Annotated in this window: 22 protein-coding genes and 1 pseudogene; 15 read left to right on the top strand and 8 right to left on the bottom strand. The window is 69.6% G+C overall.

Features of this window, described 5'->3' with window-relative positions; translation table 11 throughout:
* Positions 1-359 (top strand): annotated as a pseudogene (locus tag NLX83_RS40300) (HNH endonuclease); the annotation flags it as partial.
* Positions 360-405: 46 nt separating this feature from the next.
* Here NLX83_RS40300 and NLX83_RS40295 read toward each other — a convergent pair.
* Together NLX83_RS40295 and NLX83_RS40290 are read right to left on the bottom strand one after the other, a co-directional pair.
* Positions 406-801, bottom strand: coding sequence for a hypothetical protein (locus tag NLX83_RS40295; protein ID WP_254240577.1), 396 nt, complete (start codon positions 799-801; stop codon positions 406-408).
* A gap of 15 nt (positions 802-816) precedes the next feature.
* Positions 817-1,719 carry an NAD(P)-dependent oxidoreductase gene (locus NLX83_RS40290; protein ID WP_254240576.1) on the bottom strand — a complete coding sequence of 301 codons (903 nt, stop codon included), beginning with the start codon at positions 1,717-1,719 and terminating at the stop codon, positions 817-819.
* Between the two features lie 149 nt (positions 1,720-1,868).
* On the opposite strand from NLX83_RS40290, the gene NLX83_RS40285 reads away from it, so the two are divergent.
* The 6 genes from NLX83_RS40285 to NLX83_RS40260 all read left to right on the top strand — a co-directional run bounded on the left by NLX83_RS40285 (position 1,869) and on the right by NLX83_RS40260 (position 8,258).
* Complete coding sequence (locus NLX83_RS40285) at positions 1,869-2,162, top strand: winged helix-turn-helix transcriptional regulator (protein ID WP_254240579.1); 294 nt, start codon at positions 1,869-1,871, stop codon at positions 2,160-2,162.
* Between the two features lie 271 nt (positions 2,163-2,433).
* Positions 2,434-3,453, top strand: a complete 1,020-nt coding sequence (locus NLX83_RS40280) for an aminotransferase class I/II-fold pyridoxal phosphate-dependent enzyme (protein ID WP_254240575.1) — start codon at positions 2,434-2,436, stop codon at positions 3,451-3,453.
* On the top strand, positions 3,450-4,433 hold the full coding sequence (locus NLX83_RS40275) for a polyprenyl synthetase family protein (RefSeq protein ID WP_254240574.1): 984 nt from the start codon (positions 3,450-3,452) through the stop codon (positions 4,431-4,433). The genes NLX83_RS40280 and NLX83_RS40275 overlap by 4 nt, the downstream gene beginning before the upstream one ends.
* Entirely contained in the window at positions 4,427-5,383 is a 957-nt protein-coding gene (locus NLX83_RS40270; protein ID WP_254240573.1) for a UbiA family prenyltransferase, read from the top strand. Before NLX83_RS40275 ends, NLX83_RS40270 begins: the two co-directional genes overlap by 7 nt.
* A complete protein-coding gene (locus NLX83_RS40265) occupies positions 5,380-7,026 on the top strand; it encodes a prenyltransferase/squalene oxidase repeat-containing protein (RefSeq protein ID WP_254240572.1) in 1,647 nt (548 codons plus the stop codon). The genes NLX83_RS40270 and NLX83_RS40265 overlap by 4 nt, the downstream gene beginning before the upstream one ends.
* Positions 7,023-8,258, top strand: coding sequence for an FAD-dependent oxidoreductase (locus NLX83_RS40260; RefSeq protein WP_254240571.1), 1,236 nt, complete (start codon positions 7,023-7,025; stop codon positions 8,256-8,258). Before NLX83_RS40265 ends, NLX83_RS40260 begins: the two co-directional genes overlap by 4 nt.
* 2 nt (positions 8,259-8,260) lie before the next feature.
* Here NLX83_RS40260 and NLX83_RS40255 read toward each other — a convergent pair whose 3' ends face one another.
* The gene (locus NLX83_RS40255) at positions 8,261-9,391 is read right to left on the bottom strand and encodes a nucleotide disphospho-sugar-binding domain-containing protein (protein WP_254240570.1); all 1,131 of its coding nucleotides are present in this window, start codon (positions 9,389-9,391) and stop codon (positions 8,261-8,263) included.
* 71 nt (positions 9,392-9,462) lie between these two features.
* Between NLX83_RS40255 and NLX83_RS40250 the strand changes: the two genes are divergently transcribed.
* From NLX83_RS40250 to NLX83_RS40240, 3 genes are all read left to right on the top strand, one after another.
* The gene (locus NLX83_RS40250; protein ID WP_254240569.1) at positions 9,463-10,635 is read left to right on the top strand and encodes a glycosyltransferase; all 1,173 of its coding nucleotides are present in this window, start codon (positions 9,463-9,465) and stop codon (positions 10,633-10,635) included.
* Entirely contained in the window at positions 10,632-13,427 is a 2,796-nt protein-coding gene (locus NLX83_RS40245; RefSeq protein ID WP_254240568.1) for an amino acid adenylation domain-containing protein, read from the top strand. The genes NLX83_RS40250 and NLX83_RS40245 overlap by 4 nt, the downstream gene beginning before the upstream one ends.
* Positions 13,428-13,494: 67 nt before the next feature.
* Positions 13,495-14,142 (top strand): hypothetical protein, encoded by a 648-nt coding sequence (locus tag NLX83_RS40240; RefSeq protein ID WP_254240567.1) that lies wholly within the window; start codon positions 13,495-13,497, stop codon positions 14,140-14,142.
* A gap of 234 nt (positions 14,143-14,376) precedes the next feature.
* Here the strand turns inward: NLX83_RS40240 and NLX83_RS40235 are convergent, their stop codons facing one another.
* From NLX83_RS40235 to cmtR, 3 genes are all read right to left on the bottom strand, one after another.
* On the bottom strand, positions 14,377-16,020 hold the full coding sequence (locus NLX83_RS40235; RefSeq protein WP_254240566.1) for an ABC transporter family substrate-binding protein: 1,644 nt from the start codon (positions 16,018-16,020) through the stop codon (positions 14,377-14,379).
* A gap of 227 nt (positions 16,021-16,247) precedes the next feature.
* Positions 16,248-16,844, bottom strand: a complete 597-nt coding sequence (locus NLX83_RS40230) for a cation transporter (protein ID WP_254240565.1) — start codon at positions 16,842-16,844, stop codon at positions 16,248-16,250.
* Positions 16,841-17,167, bottom strand: a complete 327-nt coding sequence (cmtR, locus tag NLX83_RS40225) for a Cd(II)/Pb(II)-sensing metalloregulatory transcriptional regulator CmtR (RefSeq protein ID WP_254240564.1) — start codon at positions 17,165-17,167, stop codon at positions 16,841-16,843. The genes NLX83_RS40230 and cmtR overlap by 4 nt, the downstream gene beginning before the upstream one ends.
* 103 nt (positions 17,168-17,270) lie before the next feature.
* Between cmtR and NLX83_RS40220 the strand changes: the two genes are divergently transcribed.
* The 3 genes from NLX83_RS40220 to NLX83_RS40210 are packed head-to-tail and all read left to right on the top strand — an operon-like array spanning position 17,271 to position 19,873.
* Positions 17,271-17,678 (top strand): MerR family DNA-binding protein, encoded by a 408-nt coding sequence (locus NLX83_RS40220; RefSeq protein ID WP_308209530.1) that lies wholly within the window; start codon positions 17,271-17,273, stop codon positions 17,676-17,678.
* The gene (locus NLX83_RS40215) at positions 17,675-18,559 is read left to right on the top strand and encodes an alkylmercury lyase family protein (RefSeq protein ID WP_254240562.1); all 885 of its coding nucleotides are present in this window, start codon (positions 17,675-17,677) and stop codon (positions 18,557-18,559) included. Before NLX83_RS40220 ends, NLX83_RS40215 begins: the two co-directional genes overlap by 4 nt.
* 39 nt (positions 18,560-18,598) lie before the next feature.
* Complete coding sequence (locus NLX83_RS40210; RefSeq protein ID WP_254240561.1) at positions 18,599-19,873, top strand: ArgE/DapE family deacylase; 1,275 nt, start codon at positions 18,599-18,601, stop codon at positions 19,871-19,873.
* A gap of 256 nt (positions 19,874-20,129) precedes the next feature.
* Here NLX83_RS40210 and NLX83_RS40205 read toward each other — a convergent pair whose 3' ends face one another.
* A complete protein-coding gene (locus NLX83_RS40205; protein WP_254240560.1) occupies positions 20,130-21,140 on the bottom strand; it encodes a hypothetical protein in 1,011 nt (336 codons plus the stop codon).
* Complete coding sequence (locus NLX83_RS40200) at positions 21,137-23,107, bottom strand: WXG100 family type VII secretion target (protein WP_254240559.1); 1,971 nt, start codon at positions 23,105-23,107, stop codon at positions 21,137-21,139. Before NLX83_RS40200 ends, NLX83_RS40205 begins: the two co-directional genes overlap by 4 nt.
* A 634-nt stretch (positions 23,108-23,741) precedes the next feature.
* On the opposite strand from NLX83_RS40200, the gene fusA reads away from it, so the two are divergent.
* Both fusA and NLX83_RS40190 read left to right on the top strand, forming a co-directional pair.
* Positions 23,742-25,736, top strand: a complete 1,995-nt coding sequence (fusA, locus tag NLX83_RS40195; RefSeq protein ID WP_254240558.1) for an elongation factor G — start codon at positions 23,742-23,744, stop codon at positions 25,734-25,736.
* A gap of 100 nt (positions 25,737-25,836) precedes the next feature.
* On the top strand, positions 25,837-26,724 hold the full coding sequence (locus NLX83_RS40190; RefSeq protein WP_254240557.1) for an SMP-30/gluconolactonase/LRE family protein: 888 nt from the start codon (positions 25,837-25,839) through the stop codon (positions 26,722-26,724).
* Positions 26,725-26,896 lie beyond the last annotated feature (172 nt).

Here is a 26,896-nt window from a genome sequence, read left to right as displayed (position 1 = left end):
CAGGAGGGATCTGGAAGCGCATCCTCACCGACCCGGTCACCGGCATCGCCGAAGACGTCACCACCTACCGGCCCACCGCGAAGCAGCGGGAGTTGATCGCCGCCCGGTACCCGCACTGCACGATGATCGGATGCCGCCAGCCCGTCCACCGCTGCGACCTCGACCACTGCTGCCCCTTCAACGGCACCAACACCACCATCGACAACCTCCGGCCGAAATGCAGACGGCACCACCGCATGAAGCACGAAACCAGCTGGCAATGCCACAACCTCGACGACGGACGACACGTCTGGACCACACCGGAAGGCACAACCTACGAAAGCGAAGTCGAACCCATCGGCGAACCGGCGCCCTTCTAGATCGTGCGGTGAAAGCGCTTCGATCTTGGTGTCATTCGTCGAGGTTTCACCGAAGTGGACGGTTGAGGGCCCGCCAGCGGATGGCCTCGTCGTAGTACCGGATGGACGCGGGCAGGTAGGACAGGACGGCGCCCGTGACGAACAGGACGGTGCCGATCAGGACGTAGTACGCGGCCTGTTCCACGGAGGAGTCGCCCGCGTGGGAGATGGCGCCGGGCAACCACACCATGGTCAGGAAAGCCAGGATGGCCACCGACGTCGTGCGCGCCCCGCTGAAGCGGATGCCGAACAGGGAGAACAGCAGGGCCAGTGAAGCGGGACCCGTGTGCGAACTCCCCGGGCCGCCGAGGTTGGTCGCGGCCATGCCGAACAGCATGGCCGCGACCGGCAGGGCGATCAGGGCGAGGATGAGCTGGGGAGGACGCCGCGGCCGCTCAGTCATGCGTCCACTGTGCGGCTATCGGCCGGGACCGGTCCCGTGGGAGAGCAGCAGGTCGACGACGCCGGTGGTGTCCTCGTCGCCGTGACCGTCGTCCACGAGCTGCTGCATAAGCCGCATGAACGGTTGCAGCAGTTCGGGGCTGACGCCCTGCTCCTGTGCGGTGCGCAGCATCGTCGCGTTGCCCTCCGCCATCATCGCCAGGTTGGACGTGACACCGGTGGTGTAGTCGCCGGTGACCAGGTGCCCGGCGATGCCGTTGGCGTAGCCGGACATGGCGGTGAGCCAGCCGGAGAGCAGCCCGGCGAGCTCCCGCGGATCGATGTTCTCCTTGCGCACCAAAGCGAACGCGTGCGAAACCCCGGCGAACATGCCGGTCATGGCGCTGAGCAGCGCGACGTCGTAGAGCGCGGCGAAGCCGGGGTCCTCGCCGACGTACTTCGTGCCCGCGGGCACGGCGAGGGTGCCGTGGTGGGCCTCGAACGCGGCGGCGGAACCGCTGTAGAACACGTACGCGCCGGAACCCGGAACGCCGATCATCGGGGGCACGGCCATGATCCCGCCGTCGACGAAGCGAGCGCCGCGAGCGGTGGCCCACTCGGCCAGCGCGCGACCGCTGCCGGGGGTGCCGGTGGTGAGGTTGACCAGGTCCTTGCCGGTGAGGTCGACGCCGTCGAGGGTGGCGCGGACGGAGGCGTCGTCAAGCAGACAGACCACCACGAGGTCGTTGGCGGCGACCGCCTCGGCGGCACTGGCGGCGACGGTCGCGCCGCGTTCGGCGAAGGGGCGGGCGCGTGCGGCGGTGCGGTTCCACACGGTGAGGTCGTGGCCCGCGGTGAGCCAGGCGGAAGCGAGCGCGGTGCCCATCGCGCCCAGGCCGAGCAGGGTCGAACCGGTTCGCGGAGCGGGAGTGTCGGTCATGGCGGTTAGGCTCGCCGCAGGTCGGCGAGCCGGACAAGTACGCACTTCGGAGTGGGTGCTTTCGTCGAGGTGAGTGTGCAGGTAGAGCGGATGCGGGGTGACGGGCGGTGCCGAGGCCGGGAGCGCACGAGTGCGGGACCGAAGCGACGATGGACCTGATCGGCGGGAAGTGGAAGGTGTCGCTGCTGTGGGTGCTGCACCAGGGCGTCGTCCGCTTCGGTGAGCTGCGGCGGGCGCTGCCGGGCATCACGGAGAAGGTGCTCGCCTCGCACCTGCGCGAGATGGAGGCCGCGGGCCTCGTGCGCCGCGACGCCTACGACGAGGTGCCGCCGCGAGTTGAGTATTCGTTGACACCACTGGGAATTTCGCTCAACGAGGCCCTGGAGCCGCTGGGGGCGTGGGGGCGCGAACACCTGCTGGGAGCGCAGACCGCCGTCGGCTAGTTCCGTTCTTGTTCGTGTCAATAAAGACCTTCTTATTTGCCGCGGCGTCAATGCGGCACGCGTGACATCTGCGACCCTTCCGGCTGAGCGGAATGGTTCGCTTGATTAGGCCGTTCGAGTGGACCTGCCTGCGTAAGCTGCTGTTCAACTGCGCACGCTCCGTCTCCCGGGGACGACCTGAGTCAGGTGAGTGGGTCCTTGCACCGAATTGACAATTCGGTCAAAGGGGCGGTTCGGGTGATGTGTCCGGAATGGCGAAAACAGAGCAAAGGTGACTGCCCTGAGCCCGCTCCACAACCTGACGATGAACACGGTCCCGTACCCGGCTCCGGCCGCTCTGCTGGAGGCGGCGGCCGCCGAGGTCGCGCGGGCCCACGAGTACCCGGACATGCGCGGCACGCGCCTCGCCGCCGCCATCGCGGACCACGTCGGCGTCTCCCCGGATCGCGTCCTCGTCGGGCCGGGCTCGGCCGCGCTGTGCCAGATCGTGCTGATGAGCGTGTGCGCGCCCGGTGACGAGATCGTCTACCCGTGGCCCTCCTTCGAGGGGTATCCGCCGATGATCGCCCACGCGGGCGCGACCGGAGTGCCGGTGCAGCTCGACGGCGACGAGACGGACCTGGCCGTGATGGCGAAGTCGGTCACCGAGCGCACCAAGGCGATCCTGCTGTGCAATCCCAACAATCCCACCGGAACCGTGTTCGACGAAGGGCGGCTGCGCGAGTTCCTGTCCGAAGTGGACAGGAGCGTGCTGGTGATCGTGGACGAGGCGTACCGGGACTTCGTCACCCGCGAGGGCTTCCGCGACGCACTGTCCTGTGTGGACGACCATGACAACCTCTGCGTGCTGCGCACGTTCTCCAAGTCCTACCGGCTGGCCGGGCTGCGCGTGGGCTACATGATCACCCATCCCTCGCTGCCGCGGCGCCTGGCCCGGATGATGCCGATGTTCGGGGTGAGCGGGCCGGGACAGGCCGCCGCGATCGCCGCGCTCGGCGAGGACGTCCGGCCCGAGGTGGCCCAGCGCTGCACGGACATCGCCGCCGAGCGGGACCGGCTGACCGCCGTGCTGCGCGAGCGGGGATGGCCGATTCCGGACAGCCACGGCAACTTCGTGTGGCTGGCAGCGGGGGAGAAGGCGGAACCGCTGGCCGAGTTCTACGCCGAGCGCGGTGTCCTCGTCCGGGCCTATCCCGGAATCGGCGTGCGGATCACCGTGTCCACCCCGCAGGTCAACGACCTGGTGGCGGGCATCGCGGGCGAGTACCTGTCCGGCAAGGGGATCGGATGACCCTCACGCCGGACAAGCTCGGGCAGAGCACACGGGAGCTGCTGACCGAACTCCTCACGGCCCGCAGCGGAGCCCTTCCCGGGCAGCTGGGGGAAATGCTGCGGTACGCCCTGCTGCCCGCGGGCAAGATGATGCGGCCCGCGCTGACCCTGGAGGCGGCGGCTGTCGTCGGCGGCGACCCCGCGTTGTTGTCCGATGTGTCGCTAGCCGTGGAGTACCTGCACGTGGCGACCCTCGTGCACGACGACATCATCGACGGCGACCTGACGCGGCGCGGCAGGAACGCGGTGCACGCGCGCTACGGCGTCGCTAACGGAATCGTCGCCGGAGACGCGTTGCTGTTCCGTGCTTTCGACACCCTCACCGCGTATGCGGGTGACGTTCCGGGAAGCGTGCACCTGGCGGCGGTGCGCGCGGTCGCGGGCACGGGGATGGCGTTGTGCGAAGGCCAGGTTGAGGAAGCCTTGCTCGTTGGCGATCCCTTGTGCAGCCTCGACCGCTACCTCCACGTGGTGTCGAAGAAGACGGGCGCGTTGTTCCGTTGCGCCTGCGAGATCGGAGCGCTCTTCGGTGGAGCCGACCCGCGCGCGGTCGCGGCGCTCGGCGCGTTCGGCGACCACCTCGGGCGGGCGTTCCAGATGCACGACGATCTGCTTCCCTATGCCGAGAATCCCGAGCAGGCGGGCAAGTCCGCGTCCACCGACGTCGCCAACGGCAGGCCGACGTTGCCCGTGCTGATCGGCCGTGAGCTGGCCGGGCCCGCCGAGCGCGCCCGCATCGACGAGGCGCTCAGCGGCAGGCTGCTGCCGCGGGAAGCGCATCGGATGCTCGCCGACGTGCTCGAGGACCTGGGTGCGCTCGACGCCGCCCGCGAGCGGACGCGTGCCGAGGCGGAAACCGCCAAGGGGTATCTGGCGGACTTCGCGGACACGGCAGTGCTGCGCCGGTTCGCCGACATCGCGGTCGACCGGGAATGGTGATCCTGGCCCACGTCGAGACGTGGCGTCCTTACACCGCGATGTATCCCGGGCTGGTCGGTCTCGCCGGAGCGGCGCTGGCGGGTCCCTCGGAAGCCCCGCTGATCTTCGTCGCCGTCGCGTGGCTGGTGCCGACCCTGGTGTGGGTCGCCGCGCTCTACCTCGGGGACTACTTCGACCGTGACCTGGACGCGGTGAGCAAGCCGCATCGCCCGCTGCCCTCGGGCCGGATGTCGCCCCGCTGCGCGGTTCGCACCGGGCTGGGCTGCGTGGTGGCCGCGGTCGGGATGGGCGCGGCGGCGAACTGGCGAACGCTGGTGGTCACGCTGATCGGAGTCGCCGGGGTGGTGACCTACAGCCGCGTCTTCAAGTCGCGGGGCCTGGCGGGCAACGTCAACCGCGGGCTGCTGACCCCGTTCGCCTTGGTGTTCGGCGCGATGGCGGTGCAGGACGTGCCGCCGCCGACGATCCTGCCGTGGGCGCTGGTGTTCGTGCTCCAGGACGTGGCGTCGAACCTGGTCGGCACGCTGCGAGACGTCGAAGGGGATCGGGAAGGCGGATACGCGACGCTGCCGGTGCGCCGGGGGAGCCGCCACGCCGCCGTCGTCGCCGCCGCGGCGTTCGCCGGAGCCGGGCTGCTCGCCCTGACCACCGGGTTCCTCGTTCCTGGGCCGAGCCCCAACGGCGTGCTGTTGGTGGGGGCCGTCCTACTCGGCGCGGCGGCGTACACGCGGTTGCTCGCGTTGCCCGAACTCACCGCGGATGCGGCGTTGCGGACGCACGAAGTGCTTGTGGTGGAACGCTTGTTGCTGGCCGCCGCCGTCTGCACGGCGGGGTTCGGCCTCGCCGTGACGCTGGCCGTGTCCGTGCCGTCTCTGACGATCACGTTGGCGAGCCAGCACCTGCTGCGCCGTCGACACGACTTGAGTCCGGAAAGGACTGCTGTCTCATGACTGATGTCGCAGCCTCGCTCGAAGCCGGCGCGGAGTCGTTGCTGTGCAGACAACGTCCGGACGGGACGATCCACTTCGCGTCGTCGGAGTCGGCGACGTTGGGCACGGTGGGCGCGACGATCGCGCTGAACCTGCACAGCCCCAAGGAGTCCGCGGGTCACATCCGGCGGGGGCTCGCGTGGCTGGTGCGCACGCAGAACGCAGACGGCGGCTGGGGAGCCGTGCCGGGCCAGTTCAGCGAAGCGGTGCCGACGGCCGCCGCCGTCGCGGCCGTGGAGATCCTCGGCGGCGAGCACCACGCCGACACTGTCGCAAAAGGACGGTCCACGCTGGAGGCGCTCGATGGGCTCGACGGCATCAAAGACCCGGTGGTCGCTCAGCTGTGCCGTAGGTTCCACGCGATGGCGGGCTGGCTCGACGAGGGCTCGGCGCAGCGGCTCCCGCTGTGGGTAGTGCTGCTGCCATCCTTGCGCCGCAAGCGAATCTCCTTCCGTACTGCTCCCTACGTCGGCGCGGCGCTCGCCCAGGCCCGTGCGAACCCCGGCGGGCCGGTCAACCGCCTGCTGACCCGGATCGCCAAGCCGGTCGCGCTCGGCCTGCTGCGGGAGATCCACCGGCACGAGGGCGGTACCGGCGAGGTCGCCGACGACCCGTGGGCGGCTGGGCTGCTGGCGATCGGCCTTGTGCGAGCGGGGGAAGCACCTGATCTGACCGACGCGATCGCCGGATACCTGCGCGCCTCCATCAATGACGACGGCGCGTGGCCCGCGGTCAACATCGGACTGACCTACTCCGGGTTCGCCATGACCGGGTTGGCCGACGCGGGCTATGCCGCCGACGAACGCCTGACCGCCACGGCGAAGCTGTTCCACCGCACGCGCCAGGCCGAGCCGTTCCGCGTTTTCGACTGTCCGGCCGGGGGATGGAGCTACTCCGGACCACGCGGCTGGCCGGTCACGCTGGAGTCCGCCGAGATCCTTTCGGCACTGGCCGCCCTGCCCGGCGCAGACCAGGACGAGCACCTGCGCGACGGCGCGCGGTGGCTGGCGAGCCGCCAGGACACCCGCGGCTCGTGGAGCCTGTGGGTCAAGGACACGAAGCTCGCCAACGACGGGCCGTGCCCGTACATCACCAGCCAGTCCGTGGACGTGCTGCTGGAGACCGGCGCCACGGGCTCTGATCCCCGTGTGGACAAAGCGATTCGGTGGCTGATCACGCAGCAGCGCGAGGACGGCACGTTCGACGCGCTGTGGTACCGGGGCAACACGCCTGGCACGTCCGTCGTGCTGGGAGCGCTGGCCCGAGCCGGTCACGCTGATCACGAAGTGGCGCGGCGTGCGCGGGACTGGCTGCTGAGCACACAGCTCGATGACGGATCATGGAGCACCGGGCACGGAGACCCTGGCACGGTCGAGGAAACCGCTTGGGCGCTGCGAGCCCTGCTGGCCGCGGGTGTCGACCCCGGCTCAGATGCGGTGGAGTCGGCCGTGTCGTGGCTGCTTGCCGCACAAGGCAAGGACGGACACTGGCCGGAAGCTCCCGTCAGCGCGTACGTGCGGTACTGCGTGCACTATCCCAACGGCGCCATCACAACGGGTTTGGCGCTGCGCGCACTGGCCGCCTATCGGAAGGCGACCGCGTGAGCACTGACTTCGACGTCGTGGTGTGCGGCGCCGGTGCGGGCGGATTGGCAGCAGCGGCAGCACTCGGCTCGCTCGGTGCTCGGATTCTGTTGCTGGACAAGCAACCTACGCGTCCGTCGATCGCCAAGGGCGAGCTGCTGCAACCGGGAGCGCTGGCCACGCTGCGGAAATGGGGCGCGGAGCAGGCGCTCATCGAGCACGGCGCTCCCGCGCTGGACAGCTTGAGCATCCGCGCGCCGAGTGGGGAAGCCTTGCTGCGCCTGGACTACAGCACGCTGCCTGACGACGGCGGTCGGCTGCTGTCTGCGGACTACCACGTGATCCTCGCCGCGATCGAGGCGAGCTTGCCCGGGTCGGTGACACTGCGCCGAGGTAGTCGCGTCGAGGAACTGTTGCGCGACAAGGACGGGCGCGTAGCCGGTGTGCGAGCAGAGGGCACCGAGATTCGGGCCGCGCTCGTGGTTGCCGCCGATGGCATCGGCTCGTCGTTGCGGAGCGCGGCCGGGATCGCGGGCAAGCGCGGTGACTACCCGCATCGCCTGCTGACCCTCGACATCGCGGACACACGTAGCGACGAGCTGTCCGCGTTTGTCACCGCGCGCGGGCTGCGCCTGGTCTATCCGTTGCCCGGTGGGCGGACGCGGTTGTACGTGCAGGTCGAACCCGACGAGCTGCGCGGTGTCAACAAAGACGCTCTCCGCGAGTGGACCGGGCGCATGCTCGACGAGGTGCCTGCGTTGGAGTGGCTGCGCGAGGGCGTGCTGGCCAGCCTGGGCCACCGCCAGTTGCTGCCAGTGCCGCGTTTCCTGGCCGACCGGCTCTCGGCGCCCGGGTTGGCGTTGGTCGGCGAGTCCGCGCACGCGGTGCACCCGATGGCCGCGCAGGGCATGAACACTGCCATCGGCGACGCGGTCACACTGGCCGCAGGGCTGGACGGATTCGGCGCCGCAGACGTCGACCGGGCCTTGGCACGCTACGACACCGAGCGGATGCCCGAGGTCAAACACATCTCCACGGTCAGCCACAATGCCGCGCGCATGATCACCGATCTGTCGCCGTTCGGCCGTCTCCTGGGCCGGACGCTGATGCGCAACACCGCGCGCAACCCGCGACTGCTCGCCGCGACCAGCCGCAACATGGCCGGGGTCGGCGTGCGGCCGCTACGCCTGATCGACCGCTTCTACCAGTTGGGCGTGCTGCGCGATCGCAACGCTCACCTCGTGTCGCGGTGACCTCACAGCAGCCGGGGCAGCTCGGCGGCGACCTGGCCGGGAGTGGGGCGCTGGGCGTTCTCCCCGGCCAGCTCCGCCGCAGCCGCTCGGACCGCGTTGTCCGTCAAGAGATCGGCGACCTGCTCGGCGACCTTGTCGACGGCACCGATCGCGCCCGCGCCCGTCGCGGCCAGCTGCCCCGCGTTGAACTGCTGGTCGGCGACCGAGGGCAGGATCAGCTGCGGCACTCCGGCGGCCAACGCGGTCATGGTCGTGCCCGCGCCGCCCTGGTGCACCACCGCGGCGCAGCTCGGCAGCAGCAGGTGCAGTGCGAGCTGCTTCTGTGCAATGTGGACGGTGCTCGGCAGGTCGGCGAACTTGGGGTGGGCGCGGGGATCGGTGGTGACCACGACATCCACGTCCAGCCCGCTCAATGCCTTGGCAACCCGTGGCGCGAGGAAAACGTCTTGATCGTCCAATTCGGACATGAGCGTTCCCCAGGTGACGCACACGCGCGGGCGGCCCGGGGGCGCGAGCAACCAGTCCGGCACCTCGGCGATGCCGTTGTAGGGAACGAATCGCACGGGCTGGCGCGGCGAACTGCCCGCGGGAAGCTGCATCGCGGGCGGGCACGGATCGACCACGAGGTCCGAATCGGTGCGCAGGCGCTCAAGGCCGAAGCGCCGCACCAGATCCCCGGTAGCGACCGCTTCCTCGACCGGGACCATCTCGGTGAAGTCCGCCGCCCACAGGTGTTTGACGACCGGAACGCGCAGGACCTGGGCGGCCACCGCGCCCGCCAGGTTGAACGGCTCGTGCACGACCACGTCCGGCCGGAACGCCCGGCCGAAGGCCACCAGGTCGTCGACCATGGCCTCCGCGTAGCGCACCACGCCGCCGTCAGCGGTGATCGCCGCCTCGACCCCGTCGGCCTCCCTATCGGCCACGCGACCGATCATCCCGGCGAAGACCTCGGTGAAGTCGAGGTCCCGGCCGACCGCGACCGCTGGGACACCGGAGGCCGTGACCGCCGGGACCAGTGCGGGCTGCGTCGCCACCCGCACCTCGTGCCCGGCGGCCAGCAAACCCCACGCCAACGGGACGAGCGGGTAGTAGTGGGAACGCCAGGCCCAGGTACTGATCAGCACGCGCACCGCCGCAGCGTGCAATGCCCGAGCGCTGCTGTCAACTCGGGATTGCTTGATGTGAAAGGAAAAGAAGCTTGATGGACCTGGTCTTCACTGCATTGCCGATTCCGTCACACGTGCTGCCGGTGGTCGTCCCGGTGGCCCGCGCGGCGGCCAGGGCCGGGCATCGCGTGCGGGTGGCCACCTCTGCTTCGATGACCGGGCTGATCGAGCGCGAGGGCCTGGAACCGCTGCCGCTGACGTCCGTGGTGTCCCTGGAGACCCTGCGCACCGATCCTGAACTGGGGGAGCGGCTCGGCCTGCCGAAAGAGCTGACCGCGCCGGACCGCCACACCCCGGCGGAGGTCGTGACGGCGGCGATCGCGCGGGCGTTCGCCGGGCCGATCGCGGGGGTCTTCGCCGACGAACTGATCTCCCTGCTCGACCGGGATCGTCCGGACCTCATCCTCCGCGAGTCCAACGAGTTCGGTGGTTCCTACGCGGCCCGAGTGCTGGGAGTACCGCAGGTGCTGCTGGACACCGCGCCAATGTCCGCTGTGGACGGTCCGGTGATCCTGCCCTCCGCGCGGGAGCAGCATTCACGTCTGGGGCTCCCGCCGGTAGATCGTGTCACCAGTGACTTGCGCGTCGGCGTGGTCCCGGAGGCGTGGTATCCCTCAGAACTGCGGGAGCCGTCCGCGCGGTACTACCGGTTGCCCCCATCGGAGAGCGCCTCCCTGGACCTCGCCGAACTGTCGCCGGATCGGCCGGTGGTGCTGGCGAGCCTGGGCACGCTCGCGCCGAGTTTGCCCGGTGTGGAACGACTTTTCGACGTGATCGTGGAAGCGCTCGGCGAACTTCCGGTGCACGGTGTGGTGGCGCTGGGCGGACTGAGCCAGCGGTCGGCCCCGGACAACGTGCACCTGGTGTCCTCAGTCCCACAACGGGCCCTGCTCACCGCCTGCGATGCGTTCGTCAGCCACAGCGGGTTCGGGGCGGTCCAGGACAGCATCGCGACCGGTGTGCCGATGGTGGCGATCCCGCTGTTCACCGACCAGCACCCCAACGCTTCGCGGATGGCGGAGTTGGGCGCGGCGGTCGTGCTGGACCCGGAGACCCTGTCCGTGGACGCTCTCATTTCGGCCTGCCGCAAGGTGTTGGACGATCCGGCGCATTCTCGCGCGACTCGGGCGCTGACGAGAGCGGGGCTTGCGTTGCCGGGTGTGGACGTGCTGCTCGACGACCTGGCCGCTCTCGTGGACCGCCGATGAGCACTGTCCACGAGCTGTTCGAGCGGCAGGCTGCGGCGCGGCCCGATGCCTGCGCACTGGTGTTCGAAGACGGCACCATGTCTTACGGAGAGCTGGACGTGGCCGCTTCTCGCCTCGCCGCGTTTCTCGCCGCGCGCGGGGTCGGGCCCGGTGATCTCGTAGCGGTTCTGCTGCCTCGGGGCTTCGACCTGATCGTGGCGATCTTGGCGATTCTGAAGCGTGGCGCGGCTTATGTGCCGTTGGACCCGAGCCATCCCGATGAGCACAACGCCGTGCTGTTAGCCGAAGCGGCGTCGGCGATGGTGATCACCGACGTGGGGATGGCACATGCATCACCGCCCGCGCCGTGCGTTGAGGTCAGCCCGGAAGCGCCCGCGTGCGTGCTGTTCACCTCCGGATCGACGGGACGGCCCAAGGGCGTTGTGTGCCCGCATCGAGCGCTGGCGCTGACCTTCGCCGACGCGGACTTCGCCGACTTCGGTCCGGAGCAGGTGATCCTCCAGACCGCGCCGGTTTCGTGGGACGGGTTCGCGCTGGAGCTCTGGGCGGCTCTGCTGCACGGCGGTGTGTGCGTGCTGCAACCGGGCCAGCGTCCCGATCCTGTGCTGATCGAGCAGTTGGTGGCGCGCCACGGTGTCACCACGGCGTTCTTCTCCACCGCGTTGTTCGGCTACCTCGTGGAAGCCCATCCCGGGGTCTTTTCCGTGCTGCGCCAGGTGATGACCGGCGGGGAGCGTGCCAACGTCGACCACTTCCGCCTGGTGCGGTCGAAGTTTCCCGATCTGCGCCTGGTCCATGCCTACGGTCCGGTGGAGTGCACGATCTTCACGACGTGCCAACAGGTACTGGATGTCCTCGCGTCGTCCGTGCCCATCGGAGAGGCGATCGGGCACACGGATGTGCACGTGCTCGATGAGCTTCTGCGCCCGGTGGCCGATGGACAGATCGGTGAGATTTACGTTGGGGGAGAACGAGTCGCGCTCGGCTACCACGGTCGTCCCGGCGCGACCGCCGAGCGGTTCGTGGCCTGCCCCGGCGGGCGGATGTATCGCACGGGAGACCTCGCGCGCCTTCTTCCCGGGGGAGTGCTGGACTTCGTCGGCCGCACGGATGACCAGGTCAAGATCCGCGGTTTCCGGGTGGAGCCCGGCCAGGTGCAGACCGCGCTGCGCTCCCTCGACGCGGTCCGGGACGCGATCGTGGTCATTGGCAAGGGGCCCCGGTTGCTCGCCTACGTCGTGGGAGCCGGACTGACACCGGCTGGGGTGCTCGTCGAACTGGCGGAGGTGTTGCCCGACTACATGGTTCCGTCAGCGGTCGTGGTGCTGGACCGTCTTCCGTTGTCACCGCAAGGGAAGGTGGACCGCGCCGCGTTGCCCGAACCGGAGATCCTGTCTACTGTGGACGATTTGTTGACGGAAACCGAGGTGGCACTCGCCGCGATCTGGCGAGAGATCCTCGGGCGCGGGCGGATCGGGCGCACAGATCGGTTCCTGTGGATCGGCGGCGACTCGGTGTCCGGGTTCCGAATGCTCGCCATGGTGCACGCGCGGATGGGGGTTCGCGTGCCGCCGCGCACCCTGTTCGAGGCGCAGTCGTTGTGCGAGCTGGCATCGGTCATCGACCGGAGTCGCCCGGCCGACGACCCCGGCTTGGCGGAAGGACACGACACGATCTCCTGGGCGCAGGCGACGATCCTGGCCGAGCACCACGCCGTTCCGAGCTCGACCGAGTACACCGAATGCGTCGCGTTCCGGTTCACCGGGCCGCTCGACGTCGCCGCGCTTGAACGCGCGCTGGATTTTGTGTGGCGCAAGCACGAAGTCCTGCGTTGGACGTTCCCCGACGCTGTCCGACCTGTGGTGCTGCCGCCGTCCGACTTCGTCCTGGAGACCGCGACGGAGCTGTCCGCCGAGGCATCGCACCACTTCGATGTCCGCACCGGGCCGCTGTTCCGGGCGAAGCTGGTCGGCGGGAACACGCTCGTGCTGACCTTCCACCACCTCGTCGCCGATGGCTGGTCCCTGGGACAGATCGTCCACGACCTCAACGCGGCGTACCGCGGTGATGTCGGGTTTGTGCCCGATCGTCGTTACTCCACCTTCGCCCGTGAGCAGCGGGGACGTCAGGAATCGCTTTACTGGAAGCGTGTTCTGGACGGCGCGGCTCCGCTCCCCCTGCCGTTGGACCGACCACGCCCGGTCGCCCGCACGACGAGCGGCGCCACGCACTCCGTCCACTTCGGACAGGAGGTCACCCACAGCCTGCTCGCCGTCGCGGAAGAGGAAGGGGCGAGCCTGTTCATCGTGCTGCTCACCGCTTACACGATCGCGCTCGCGGAGTGGACCGGTGAACGGGACGTCACCGTGGGAGTGACCGTGTCGGGGCGGCATGATCCCCGGTTCGCCGACGTCGTCGGCCTGTTCACCAACCGCCTCGTGCTCCGGTCCACTGTGGACACTGACTTCCGTCGTTGCGTCCGCGTGGTCCGATCGGCGCTACTCGATGCCTACGACCACCAGGACACCCCGTTCGAGCTCGTGGGATTCAGGGTGCCCGCCACGATGGTGATGCTGAACTTCCCCGGCTTCGACCTCGACTTCCCGGATGTCGAGGTGGAGGTCGTGCCCGTACCCCAATCGCGTGCCCACACCGACGTCAACCTCGCACTGCGTGAGTGGAACGGCATGATCATCGGTGGTCTGGAGTACAACGCGGCGCTCTTCGACGCCGCCACCACCGCGGACCTGGTCGAGCGGTTCCAGCGTGTGGTCAACGGGATTCACCTCTGACGGAAATCCACGCCACCACGCCGCCGATCAGCGAGAACGGCGCGGCGCTCTGTGCGAGGATGGCCCGATGAGGCGTGCGATCGTGTTCCTTTCCGGTGCCACCGCGGCCCTCGCCGTGGTGGCCAGTGGTTGCAGCGGGTCGATCACCGGCACTCCCGCTCCCGCCCCGGAACCGGACGTGAAACCGACGACCGCCCCGGTCTCGACCGCGCCCACCACCTCCGCGTTGCCGCCGAACGGCCTGGCCGACCCGGACGGCAGGTTCTACACCGCGACCGTCCCGGCCGGACTGGTCAACGCCACGAAGCTGGTGTCCTGGAGCGGGAGCAACCACGCGGTGCTGACCCCGGACGGCAACCCGCAGGACAACCAGAACTACATCACGATCAGCACGGACGCCCTGCACAAGGGCGACGCGGGCACCATCGAGAACGAGCTGCGCAACCCCAAGATCGTCATCAAGGACCCGCCGCCCACCCGGTACTCGCGGCAGCCCGTCGACGGCCGTGAGTCCGTGGTCCAGTCCATCGGACCGGCGAAGGCGCCCCGAGACCCGAATGTGACTGTCTCGCAACGGGTCTACTACATCCCGAACAAGGATGCGCAAGGGCGCCCGGTCGTCGTCCGCTGCCGCTGGACCGACACCAACAAGGACCTGGCCAAGGCCATCGACACCGGCTGCGCAGCGCTGGTCGGCCAGATCAAGCTGAAGTGACCGCCCGAATCCCGTTTCGTACTCTTGCCGGGATTTGGGAGCGCTCTCTTCCCCGTTATGAGTACGAAACGGGAGATCTCTAGGTTGCGGCCGCCTCATGTTGGGTCTGGGGGCGGGTGGGGCGCATGGGTGCAGTCTACTTGGTGCGCGGGTGGATCACGGACGTGCTTCACATGTCGGAGAAGAAGGCGCGGACACCGGGGCGGCCGTTGGAGCAGGTGGTGTTGACGAGGATCACTTCAGGAAGCCGACCCTGGTGTAGTCCGCGGGCTGGAAGGACTGGGTGACATCGGTGTTGACCAGGCCGGCGCGCACCGCGTAGTGCCCCGTGGACGTGTACAGGGGCAGGCAGAACGCCTCTTCCCAGATCGCCGCGTCGATCTCGTTGCCCAGGGCCATCCGCTTGTCGTCGTCGAGTTCCCGGCTCGCCCGCTCGAAGAGCCGGTCGATGCGTTCGTTGCCGTTGCGCCCCACGTTGAGCTGGGTCGTGCTCCCGCGGGTGTAGTAGGGGGCCGCGGAGCTGATCGGCCGCGCGTCCTCGCCGCCCCGGGCGAACAGCGCCAGGTCGAAGTTGCCGACGTTGATGTACTGGGGGAAGAACGCCGGGTACGGGACCTGCTCGAGATCGATCCCCACACCGATCGCGCCGAGCTGCTGCTGGATCATCTTGGCCGTGTCCAGCCGCTCGGGGTGATCGGCGGAGAGGACGGTCCGCAGCCGCAGCGGCCTGCCGTCCTTGCGCCGGATGTCCCCGTCGAGCCGCCAGCCCAGCGCGTCGAGCCTGCGGGTCGCGTCCGCCGGGTCGAAGGGGAGCAGCCCCGAGTGGTCCCGGTAGTGCCGTGAGGTGACCGAGAAGATGTGGTTGTCCGCCTGGCGTCCCACCGCCGCGGTCCCGGCCAGCATCGCCTTCGTGATCATCGCCCGGTCGATCCCCCTGGCCACCGCCGCACGCAGCTCCCGGTCCGCGGCGATCGATCCCGGCGCCCCGTTGAACACCGCCAGCGCGAACCCCTCCATCGAGCCGATCGGCCGCACCGTCACCCCGGGCATCCCCTCGACCCGCCCGAGCTCGTCGCGGCTCTCGATCAGCGCCTCGTCGATCTCGGCGTTGCCCAGCGCCTCCGGCTCGGCGCCGGGGGGAACGGCGCGCAGGATGATCCGGTCCAGCTTGGGGTGCTCGCCCCACCAGGTGGCGTCCCGCACCAGCGTGATCGTCTTGGCCACCTTGTCGAGGTGATCGACCTTGAACGGACCCGCGCTCAGCAGCGGGGCGCTTGTCCAGGCGGAGTTGAAGACCTTCGGGGCGGCGGTGAGCGCTCTCGGGTACAGCTCGGTGAACAGGTGCTTCCACTCGGCGAAGCGGTCGGTGAAGCGCACGATCGCCTCGAACTCGTCCGCGCCCCGCTCGACGCCCGCGATGTGCTCGTAGCCGCGTGCCGCGATCAGCTTGTACTCCGGGTTGGTCAGGTTCGTCGCGCGCCACTGGGACGCGAGATCCGCCCAGGTGATAGGCGTTCCGTCGCTCCAGCGCGCCTTCGGGTTGAGCCGGTATGCCACCACCTGCGGATCGGCGGAGACCAGCCGCAAGGACTCCAGGTAGTCCTTGTTTGGCACGACCACCCCATCCCGGTCGACCCGGACCAGCGACGGCAGCGTCGCCCCGAGCGTGTCCGGGAGCATGGTCGCGTCGATGTGCAGCCCGTTGAACTGCACCGGGTAGACCCGCATCGTGGCGATCATCGTGCCGCCGTCCTTGATCAGGTCCCGCTCCACCTCCGCCTGCTGGTCCGGGGCGGCGCGCGATGCGGTGGCGCACGCGGAGAGCACCAGCGCGCCCACCGCGAAAAAGGCCGTGATCGATGTGCGAAGAGAAGTCACGCAGGCTCCTTGGCGCCATTTCCGATTTCAGGTGCCGAGCCTGCCCGTGGTGGGCGAAATTGGGCAACAGGCCATCAGATTTCTGGTCCACTGGCAATTGGGAGCGGAGTTGTGGCTGGTAGGAGCCTTGCGAAAGGGCATTAATCCAGCGCGAATAATCTGCGAGTCATCCGGCCATAAGAAGCGTGTATGAGATTCGATGCCGTGATCGTGTTAGCTTTCGAGCTTCAGCAGCAGTGGTCGCCACGCCAGGCTTCGCGGCCCTCCCTGACGGCCACAGCGGCGATCACGAGCGCGGCCAGCGGATCAGCCCAGTACCAACCGAATGCGGAGTTCAACAGCAGTCCGACCAGTAGGACTGCGGAAAGGTAGGTACACAGGAGCGTTTGCTTGGAGTCTGCGACCGCGCTGGCCGACCCCAGATCTCGGCCAGCGCGGCGCTGCGCCACGGACAGGAACGGCATGACGACCAGCGACACCGCGGCGAGCACGATCCCCACCGTGGAATGGTCGGCGGCCTCGGCGCTGAACAGCGAGCGCACCGACTCGACGGTGACGTAGGCGGCGAGGGCGAAGAACGACACCGCGATGACCTTGAGCGCAGTGCGTTCGCGCGCTTCGGGGTCGCGGCCGGAGAACTGCCAGGCCACCGCTGTCGCGGAGGCGACTTCGATCACTGAGTCCAGGCCGAAGCCGATCAACGCCGTGGAGGAGGCGATGGTGCCCGCGGTCAGCGCCACCACGGCCTCGACGACGTTGTAGGTGATCGTCGCGGCGACCAGCATGCGCACCCGCCGCGAAAGCACGTCTCGACGGGTGTTCATCCGACTGTGCCGTCGATGCAGGTCTGCGCCGTGTCCACGGCGAGGACCACCTTCACCAGTTCCGTCAGCGCTCGCTCAAGGTGCGCGTCGGCGAGGGCGTAGCGGACCTGGCGGCCCTCGTAGGAGGCTGCCACGAGGCCACAGCCGCGCAGGCACGCCAGGTGGTTGGAGACGTTCGAGCGGGTGAGCCCGAGGTGGTCGGCGAGCTGCGCGGGGTAGGCGACGCCGTCGAGCAGGGCGACCAGGATGCGGCAGCGGGTGGGGTCGGCCAGGGCCCGGCCGAGGCGGGCCAGCGCGTCCTCCCGCGTCTCACTCTTCAGCATGGCCGCAACCATACAGTGCGCGCTGTACTACAGTCACGGCTGAATCATCGGGGAGTGGTGATCCACTTGCCCTGTACTCGGGTACAGGGCGCATGCTGACGCCGTGCGCACCGGTGAACTTGCCCGACAGGCTGGCGTGAATCCGCAGACGCTGCGCTATTACGAGCGCCGTGGCCTGCTGGCGCCGCCCCACCGATCAACGTCCGGACATCGCCAGTACCCGGCGGAAGCGTTGGCGCGGCTGCGGTTCATCAAACGAGCCCAAGCGCTCGGGTTCACCCTCGACGAGACCGAGGAACTGCTGCACCTGGCCGATGGCGGGCCACCGGCCTGCGACGCCGCGCGGGCGCTGGCCGCGGCTCGGCTGGCCGACATCGAGGCCCGTCTCGCCGACCTGACGCGGATGCGGGATTCCCTGTCCGGGTTGGTGACCCGCTGCGAGCTGCCCAGCGTCGATCAGGCCTGCACGCTGCTGCACGTCCTCCGCGAACAGGCCGGGGAATCGTCGTGAAACTGCGCATACTCACCGTCCCGGACTGTCCAAATCTCCTTGTCCTGCAACAACATCTCGCCGAAGCGGTGGCCGGACGCGATGACGTCACGATCACCACCGAGGTCGTCGACACCGCGGAGCGGGCCGCGCGGGTCGGCATGAACGGCTCGCCGACCCTGCTTGTGGACGGCGTCGATCCTTTCGTCCAGCCAGGGCAGGTGCCGAGCCTGTCGTGCCGCCTCTACCGGGACGGCGTGCCCTCCGTGGCTGAACTCCGCGCCGCCGTGCTCGCCTGGCGAGCCCGCACCGCTCCCGCCGAGCCCGCCGAACGCGCGCTGCTCCAAGCGATCCTGCGCGCGTTCGCCGCCACCGGCCGACCTCCGAGCGAGGCTGAGCTCCAACGGAGTGCTCCGGTCTTGGCGCGATTGCACGACGCGGACGCGATCCGGCTCGACCCGGACGGGGCGATCCGCGTCGCCTACCCGTTCTCCGCGATCCCGACCCGGCACCGCGTCCGGCTCGCCTCCGGGGTGGAGGTGTGGGCGATGTGCGCGATCGACGCGCTCGGCATACCGGCGATGCTCGACACGGACGCGACCATCACCTGCGCGGACCCGGTCACCGGAGCTGACGTGGCCATTGATGTCCACAATGGACAATATGCGTGGAACCCTGACACAGCAGTGGTTTTCTCCAGTGCAGCCACCGGAACCGGGCCATCGGCGGACGTGTGCTGCAACGACCTCAACGCCTTCACCAGTTCCGCCACGGCCCGGATCTGGATGCGCGAGCACCCCTGTACACCGGGAGAACTCCTCGACGCCGTCACCGCCGAACGCTGCGGACGACACATCTTCGGCACCCTGCTCGACCCGGCGGATGATTGCCGCAAATCGTGATTGTTAGGGCCGCCGTCGCGGCCGTAGTCTCCCGGCTCGATGACAACGAACGTGAGCGACGTCGAGGCGGCCGCGCTGGCCGCGGTGGACGAGACGGCCATCGGCCAGACCCTGGTGGACCTCCTCGCCGTTCCCAGCGTGACCGGGACCGACGCGGAGTCCGAGCTGCAACACATCCTCGCCCGGCACCTGGAGCGCACCGGGCTCGACGTCGACCTGTGGTCGATGGACCTGGGCGAACTGCGCGCGCATCAGGACTTCCCGGGCGGCGAGGCCCCGCGCACCGAGGCGTGGGGGCTGGTGGGCACCACGCAGCACGGCGGCGACGGGCCGACCCTGGTCCTCCAGGGCCACGCCGACGTCGTTCCCCCCGGTGACCCGGCGCAATGGGAAGGCGACCCGTTCCGCCCGCGGGTCACCGGGGACGTGGTGCACGGCCGCGGCGCGTGCGACATGAAGGCGGGCGTGGTGGCGATCATCGCCGCCCTCGCCGCGATCCGGGAGTCCGGGGCGAACCTGCGCGGCCAGGTGGCCGCCCACTTCGTGGTCAGCGAGGAGGACGGCGGGCTCGGCGCGTTCGGCACGCTCAAGCGCGGTTACACCGGCGACGCCTGCATCATCACCGAACCGACCAGCGGCGCGCTCATGGTCGCCAACGCCGGAGCCCTGACCTTCCGCATCGAGGTGCCCGGCCGGGCCACCCACGGCAGCACCAGGTACGTCGGCATGAGCGCCATCGACGCCTACCTGCCGATCCACCACGCGCTCGCCCGCCTGGAAGCCCGCCGCAACACCGGCGCTGACCCGCTGATGTCGGAGTACCCGATTCCCTACCCGCTGTCCGTCGGCACCGTCCAGTCCGGAGACTGGGCCAGCAGCGTGCCCGATCTGCTGGTGGCCGAGGGCAGGCTCGGCGTCCAGCTCGGCGAGGACCCGGCCAGGGCGCGCGCCGAACTGGAGGAGTGCGTGGCCGAAGCCTGCGCGGGCGACCCGTGGCTGCGCGCGCACCCCGCGATGGTGACGTGGCCCGGCGGCCAGTTCGCCAGCGGACGGCTCCCCGCCGGGCACCCGCTCGCGGCCCTGGTCGGCGACGCCCACGCGGACGTCACCGGTGGGCCGCGCGCGGCTGAGCGAGGCGCCCCCTACGGCAGCGACCTGCGGCTGTACTCCGGGGCGGGCATCCCCACGTTGCAGTACGGCTCGGGTGACGTGCGCCTCGCCCACGGCCCGCGGGAACAGGTCCCCGTCAGCGAGATCATCACCGTCACCCGCGCGCTGGTGCTCGCCACGCTGCGCTCCGTCGGCACCAGATGACCAGGCCGCGTCCCACAAGCGGCCCCCAACCACCGTGACCCCACCCCTCGTGATCTCCCCCGAAACATCCTCACCGCAGCCCAAAATCCCGTTTCGTACTCAAAACGGGTTTTTGGAGCGCTCTTTTTCCCGTTATGAGTACGAAACGGGGTTCTCTAGACGGCGCCCGCGGGGGATTGGGCGAGCGGGCGGGTGTGGGGCATGGGACGGAGTTTACTTGGTGGGCGGAGTGCGGGCGGGGCTTGCGGGATAAGGGCTAGATGGCCTGGCGGGCCCGTTCCGACTGCTCCTCGGCCATCCGCTGCCAGTCCTCCGGGTTCGCCTTGTCGGGCTGGCTGGGGATGTGCCGCTGGTTCGTCTTCGTCGGGTCGTCGCCGTTGGTCGTGTAGTAGTCCCGGGTCTGCGTCTGCGCCTTGGTGTCCTTGTGCGTGACCATGTGATCGCTGGTGCTGGAGGTGACCGCGCCCGAGGCGTCCTTCGTCTCGACCTTCGCCGTCTCGTGCGTGACCTCGTAGGTCTTGTCCGCGGTGCAGACCCCGCTCTTCGTCTCGGTCACGGTGCGCACGTTGCTGCCCTGGGCCTTGCCGTCCTTGTCGTAGAACGTCGTCGTCGAGCTCCCGTTCGGCAGCGACACCAGGTCGTAGACCTTGACGCCCGCGGAGTTCCAGACGATCTCGGTGACCTTGTCGCCGCTCTTGGTGACGCTGCGCTTCCCGCCGTCGGCGGTCTGGTAGGTGGTCACCAGGTCACCGTTGGGCATGCGCTGCTCGCCCATCTTCTTGTCGGTCGCGGAGGTGTTGCTGGCCTGACCGGACTCCTGGTACAGCGCGTTCATCGTCACCAGCTTGCCGTCCTTGTCGAACAGGTACGGCGGAACGCCCTTCGGCTGGGTGGCACCGGGCTCCTGGTAGGCCCACAGGATCGAGTTGAGGCTGATCGCGTGGTTGTTGGCGCCGGTCTCGTACATGTCGGCGAGGATGTGCGTCGCCGCCGAGTGCGCCACCAGTTCCTTGTACTGATCGCCCAGGAAGGCCATCATCTCGCGGGCGTTGCGCGCGTCCAGGTCCTGCGCGATCTGCCCCTCGGCCATGCCGCCGGTGGAGATCGACACGTCCTCGCCGCCGCCGAAGACGGCCATCGCCGGACCGTTGGCGTCGTCCTTGAGGTTCTCCGCGACGGTGGCCAGGTTCGTGGCGTAACCCTTCAACTGGTTCGGGTCGGCCTTGAGCTCCAGGCCCTCGGTGGCCCAGCCAGGCACGTTGTTCATCGCGTTCCTCCCACGGTGGGCTTCGGTTCGGCGCGGTACTCCTGCTCGTCGCGCCGGTCGAGGACGGCAGCCCCCTCCTGCGGGGCCCACGCCTCCTCGGTGCTGTGCTCGACCTGCCTGCGGATGTCGCGGGCGCGCTGGTCCGCGGAGCGCTGCTCGGCGTGCCGGTCCAGCACTGCGGGCCCCGTCGCACCGACCAGCGCGGAGGGCACAGCGGCTTCCTTCTCGCGCTTGGCGTCCGTGGCCTTCTTGGGCGCGGAGCGGCCTTCCAGCACCGGCGAGGTGCCGGTGGGCTGGCCGACGGCGAACTCAGAGTTCCGGCCGCGCTGCTCGTCGAGCCGCCGCTGCTCGCGCAGGGCGCGTTCCCGCGCCGCCAGGTCCTCGGTGTGCGTCTTGGCGGGACCCGTCCGGTGCGGGTTGGCCAGCACCGGCGGCGGCACGAAGTCACCGGCCGGGTTCGGCTTGGACGGCGCCGTCCCCGGGCGATAGTGCTTGGCGGGTACGGGTTTGTCGCCGCCGAGCACAGACGGGGCAGCCGAGGACGGCGGGGCCTGGAAGGCGTTGTCCACGTTCGGGTTGAGCGGCGTGCCCGGCTGGCCGGGAGCGCCGGGCCGCTTGCGTTCGCCGTTCTGCGGAGCCGGTGGCGGGGTCATCTGACCCGGTGCCTGCGGCCCGCCCAGCCCCGGGACGTCCTTGCGGTCCTGCTTCCTCGGCGCCGCCTTGCCGCCGTTCTGCGGTGCGGGCGGCGGGGTCATCGGGTTGCCGAGCGAGTTCGCGCCCAGCGTGGACCCGCCGAACCCGGGCGGCGCGGCGCCCTTGAACGCTCCGGGAGCGTGGGCGTTGGCCGCCGGCGGCGTCCCGCCGAGCACGCCGAGACCGCGGTTGAGCGCGTTGGCCGCGTTCGGCGCGTTGAGCTGCCCGGGAGCGGGCGGCGCGCCCGCCGTGCGGAGTGAGCCGGGCAGCACGGGCGGCGGAGCGGTCGTGGGCAGCGGCGGCGGGGTCATCGTCGGCGTCGGCGCCGTGAGGGTCGGCAGGGGACCGGGCGTCGGCGTCGGGGGCGGCTGCTGGAACTGCCGGAGCTGGTCGCCGAGGTCGCTGGGCGCGGCAAGCGGGGGCGTCGACCCCTTGAAGGCGCCGGGGCCACCGGGAGGACCGCCGGGCGCACCACCGGGAACGCCGGGCAGGGTGGGGGTCGGCATCCCCAGGGCGCCCGGGTGGAAGACCGCGTTCTGCGGGGCCAGCATCTTCGCCCGGCCGCTGGCGAGCTTGCCGAGGTACGGCTGGTACTCGCCCGCCATCTCGCTGAGCAGCTTCCGGGCCTTGACGCTGTACTCGTCCCGGACTTCCTGCTTCGCCTTCGCGTTTTCCTTCGAGGCGGTGCTGAGCGAGAAGAAACCGACGATGTGGTCGCCCAGGCTGGCCGAGGCCCCGTCGTACTTCGGCTTGAACTCGTTCCAGAGAGTCGTCATCCGGTCCTGGTAGTTGCGCATGGTCTTGGCCAGCCCATCGAGGGCTTCGGAGTTCTCCGCGGCGCCGCGCCGCCACACCTCCAGGAATGCGAGGCTCTTACCGATCTTGGAAAGAAAACTCTCCTTGGCGAACGGCGATTCCCAGTCCCCGTCGAGCTGATCGGTCTGCGTGCGCACCTGCGTCTGGACCGAGTCCAACATGGCCGCCAGCGCCCGCCACTGGAACGCCCGCTCCTCCGCGGTACCGGGCTGCTCACCCATGATCTGGAGCTTGATGGCCTCGATGTCGGCGTCACTCTTGTCAGCGGCGGGTGTCTCGCGGGGAGGCTGTTGTTCCTGGCCACGCGGGTTCGCGTGCTCCCACGACTCGGTGTAGTACTTGCTCCACGCGGGCGTGGCGCCGGAGTGCTGGCCGCCCTCGGTGCCGTTGGACTGCTGGTCCAACTGGTTCACGTCGTAGCCGTAGTATTCCGAGTTCTGGTCGCCTGGCTTGCCCATGCGCACCACCCCCGAGTCTCGTCCGTTCACCCCAGCCTCTGGGGCGACAACCCTGCTGCTTGAGACGGGCTTAGGGTGCGTTCGGTTCCCGTCATGAGCCCGTTCCGCCGTAGGCGATAATTATTTCCTACGATCTCCGGAGAAGGCGGCGAATCCGGATCAGCGATTTTATGATGGCTGTCCCTTATTCGGGTGACGTTCAAGCGCGGCGGGACGGATGTCGTTGCTCTCCGTACTCACGGCTGTGCGGAATGCGATTCCGGGGTTCCTCGCGGAAGCGGCGGCCAGCGTTGCCGCCCAGGAGCTCCCGCCCGCCTTGGCGGAAATCGGTTTGCCGCAGCGCCGGGGACGGCTACGGTCTCCCGGAACCCGCGCTGACGCGAAGGCGCAGCGCACCGTGACGAGTGAGGGGAGGCCGGTCGTGCTTGGTCACGAAGCCGTCGTCCTCCAGTCGCGGTACGAGGTGATTCTGGTGTCTTCGGTGGTCCGGTACCGGCTGCGCGCCCCGTATCGGACCCGGTGACGAACGCCCGCCCCCACTGAGGCCCCGCTTTTCAGCGGGCAGGGGTGTGTCGTTCGTCCCGTGAATCGCGCAGACATGGTCTGTCGAATCACCCCGGAAGGACATCGTGCCGTGCGCACCGACCCGAACCGCCAGCTCCTGCGCAACCTGGGCATCCTCGCCCACGTCGACGCCGGGAAGACCACCCTCACCGAACGAATCCTCTATGCCACCGGCATGACCCACAAACGCGGTGAGGTGCACGACGGGACGACCGTGACCGACTTCGACCCGCAGGAACGCGACCGCGGGATCACCATCTTCGCCGCGGCGGTGAGCTGCGCGTGGGACGGGCACCGGATCAACCTGATCGACACCCCCGGGCACGTCGACTTCTCCGACGAGGTGGAGCGTTCGCTGCGCGTCCTCGACGGCGCGATCGCGGTGTTCGACGCCGTCGCGGGGGTCGAACCGCAGAGCGAATCCGTGTGGCGCCAAGCAGATCGGCACGGCGTGCCGCGGATCGCCTTCGTCAACAAGATGGATCGCGTCGGCGCTGATCTCGACGCGGCGGTGGCGTCCATCCGGGAGCGGCTGCGCGCGGTACCGCTGGTGGTGCAGCTGCCGATCGGCCAGGAGGGCGGGTTCACCGGCGTGGTCGACCTGCTCCGGATGCGCGCGTTGCGCTGGGTCGACGGCAGCGACGTCGCCGAGGAAGGACCGGTGCCGGACGCACTGCGCGAGGAGGCGCACCGGCGCCGCCGGATGCTGGAAGAGGCTGTGGCCGAACGACATCCGGCAGCGCTGGAGGAGTTCTGCACGCGGTCGGAGGTCTCCGGACCGACGCTGGCGTCCGCGCTGCGGGACCTCACCCGCGATGGCGAGGGCCTGGTCGTGCTGTGCGGCTCGGCTTACCGCAACCGCGGGATCGAGCCGCTGCTGGCGGCCGTCGTCGCGTACCTGCCGTCGCCGGTGGACCTGGAAAGGCCCGCCGACCCGGCGGCTCCGTTCGCCGCGCTGGCCTTCAAGGTGGTCGCGGCGGCCACGGGACGGCTGACGTATCTGCGCGTCTACTCGGGAACGATCAGGAAGGGAGCGGAAGTGCTCGACGCCGGCACGCGGAACAAGGAGCGGATCTCGCGCATCCTGCGGGTGCGGGCCGACCGGCACACGGAACTGGACGAGGCCGCGGCGGGCGACATCGTCGCGGTGATCGGCCCGAAGACCGCCCGGGTCGGGGCCAGTCTGTGCGCACCGGCCGCTCCCGTGCTGCTCGAACCGCCGGTGGTCGCCGATCCCGTTGTCTCCGTTGCGATCGAGGCCCGCAGGGCCACCGACACCGAGCGGTTGGCGACGGCACTGGCCCATGTGGTCGAAGAGGACCCGTCGCTGACCGTGCGGACCGACCCGGAGACCGGGCAGACGGTGCTGTCGGGCCTGGGCGAGCTGCACCTGGAGGTCGCGGTGGAGAAGATCCGGCGCAGCCGTGGCCTGGACATCGGCGTCGGCAGGCCCCGGGTGGCACACCGGGAAACGGTCGTGTCCGGTGTGTCGGGGCTGGTGTACCGGCATGTCAAGCAGGACGGTGGGGCCGGGCAGTTCGCTCACGTCGTCCTCGACGTCGAGCCTGTTGCGGAGGAGGTGTTCGTGTTCGAGTCGGCCGTCGTCGGTGGTGCTGTGCCGCGCGAGTACGTCCGCGCGGTGGAGGCCGGTTGCCGGGACGCGTTGGCGGACGGGCCGCTCGGCGGTCACCCCGTCACGGGCGTGCGGGTCCGGCTCACCGATGGTGCGACCCACTCGAAGGACTCCTCGGAGCTCGCATTCCGCACGGCCGGTCGTCTCGGGCTCCGGGAAGCGTTGCGCGCGTGCGTGATGGCGCTCCTGGAACCTGTGTCCGAGGTCGCGGTCACCCTTCCCGAGGAGGTCGTGGGCGGCGTGCTCGGAGATCTGGCCGTGCGCCGTGGCCGGGTGTCGGGGTCGGTCACGCGGGCGGGCACGGTGACGATCACTGCGACGGTGCCGTTGGCCGAGCTGTTCGGCTACGCCAACCGCTTGCGCAGTAGAACCCACGGCCGGGGCAGCTTCACCGCCCGGCCTGCCGGGTACGCCCTCGCACCGGCTCGCTGAAACGCCTGGGATGGCCCCCGCCAATGGGGGCCATCCCCCGCGTTCAAGCGCGGCAACCGCGCCTTCCGGCCGGTGCGCGAGAGCGCTACCGTCGAGCGCCGTGAGCGCTGAAGAGCTTGAAGCACAAGTGTTTCTCGAAGGTCTCCGGTTCGGCGAGGACCCGCGCCGCGGACCGGACGGAGCGCTGTACCTGTCGGACTTCTACGACCACCACGTGCTGCGGGTCGACATCGCCACCGGCGAGCGCGAAGTTGTGTGCGTTGTGCCGCAACAGCCTTCGGGGCTCGGGTGGCTGCCGGACGGGCGGATGCTCGTGGTCTCCATGGTGGACAGGGCCGTGCTCCGCCTGGAGCCGACCGGCGAGCTGGTGCCGCACGCGGACCTCTCCGACCTGGCCACGTTCCACGCCAACGACATGTTCGTCGACCCGGCGGGCCGCGCCTACGTCGGCAACTTCGGGTTCGACCTGCACGGCCACATCGCCGAGCACGGCGAAGCGAGCTTCTTCACCGGCACCGCGCAGATCCCCACCGCCGACCTCGCGCTGGTCGAACCCGACGGATCGGTGCGGGTCGCCGCCCCGGGCCTGCTGTTCCCCAACGGCACCGTGGCGCTGCCGGATGGACGGATGGTGATCGCGGAGACCCTGGCGTTCCGGCTGACCGCCTTCGACGTCGCCTCGGACGGCACCTTGGTCAACCCCACGATCTTCGCTGACCTGCGGCGGGCGGGTGTCGCGCCGGACGGCATCTGCCTTGACGCTGAGGGCGGGATTTGGGTGGCGGCCGCGGTGCAGCCTTGCGCGGTGCGGGTGGAGGAGGGGGGACGTGTTACTCATCGTGTGAATACGAGTCAGAATGTGTTCGCGGTGGCGCTTATTGGGACGGAGTTGGTGTGTTGTACTGCGCCGACTTCTGAGCCTGTGGTGGTGGCGGTGGGGCGGCACGGGAAGTTGGAACGGGCGGTTGTGCCGTATCGCGGTGGGTAGGTTTGGGTTTTTCGCTTGGTGGGCTGGGCTTCCAGCTGCTGGAGCTGGGCTTCCGGCTTGCGTGGCTGGGCTTCCAGCTCGCGTCGGTACCAGCGGTGGGGTCGGCTTGACCTGGGGCCCCTTGCGCGTGCCCTTGGGCCTCTCAGGGGCACGGGATGAAACCCCGGCCCTC

It is taken from the genome of Allokutzneria sp. A3M-2-11 16, assembly GCF_024213555.1.
Classification (GTDB): Bacteria; Actinomycetota; Actinomycetes; order Mycobacteriales; family Pseudonocardiaceae; genus Allokutzneria.
This window is presented reverse-complemented; position numbering and strand designations above follow the sequence as displayed.

Coding starts and splice junctions, on each gene's coding strand:
- NLX83_RS40230 (WP_254240565.1), bottom strand. CDS start 16,844: ATGAACACCCGTCGAGACGTGCTTTCGCGGCGGGTGCGCATGCTGGTC.
- NLX83_RS40285 (WP_254240579.1), top strand. CDS start 1,869: ATGGACCTGATCGGCGGGAAGTGGAAGGTGTCGCTGCTGTGGGTGCTG.
- NLX83_RS40265 (WP_254240572.1), top strand. CDS start 5,380: ATGACTGATGTCGCAGCCTCGCTCGAAGCCGGCGCGGAGTCGTTGCTG.
- NLX83_RS40295 (WP_254240577.1), bottom strand. CDS start 801: ATGACTGAGCGGCCGCGGCGTCCTCCCCAGCTCATCCTCGCCCTGATC.
- NLX83_RS40270 (WP_254240573.1), top strand. CDS start 4,427: ATGGTGATCCTGGCCCACGTCGAGACGTGGCGTCCTTACACCGCGATG.
- NLX83_RS40210 (WP_254240561.1), top strand. CDS start 18,599: ATGACAACGAACGTGAGCGACGTCGAGGCGGCCGCGCTGGCCGCGGTG.
- NLX83_RS40245 (WP_254240568.1), top strand. CDS start 10,632: ATGAGCACTGTCCACGAGCTGTTCGAGCGGCAGGCTGCGGCGCGGCCC.
- NLX83_RS40250 (WP_254240569.1), top strand. CDS start 9,463: ATGGACCTGGTCTTCACTGCATTGCCGATTCCGTCACACGTGCTGCCG.
- cmtR (WP_254240564.1), bottom strand. CDS start 17,167: ATGCTGAAGAGTGAGACGCGGGAGGACGCGCTGGCCCGCCTCGGCCGG.
- NLX83_RS40240 (WP_254240567.1), top strand. CDS start 13,495: ATGAGGCGTGCGATCGTGTTCCTTTCCGGTGCCACCGCGGCCCTCGCC.
- NLX83_RS40205 (WP_254240560.1), bottom strand. CDS start 21,140: ATGAACAACGTGCCTGGCTGGGCCACCGAGGGCCTGGAGCTCAAGGCC.
- NLX83_RS40290 (WP_254240576.1), bottom strand. CDS start 1,719: ATGACCGACACTCCCGCTCCGCGAACCGGTTCGACCCTGCTCGGCCTG.
- NLX83_RS40200 (WP_254240559.1), bottom strand. CDS start 23,107: ATGGGCAAGCCAGGCGACCAGAACTCGGAATACTACGGCTACGACGTG.
- NLX83_RS40275 (WP_254240574.1), top strand. CDS start 3,450: ATGACCCTCACGCCGGACAAGCTCGGGCAGAGCACACGGGAGCTGCTG.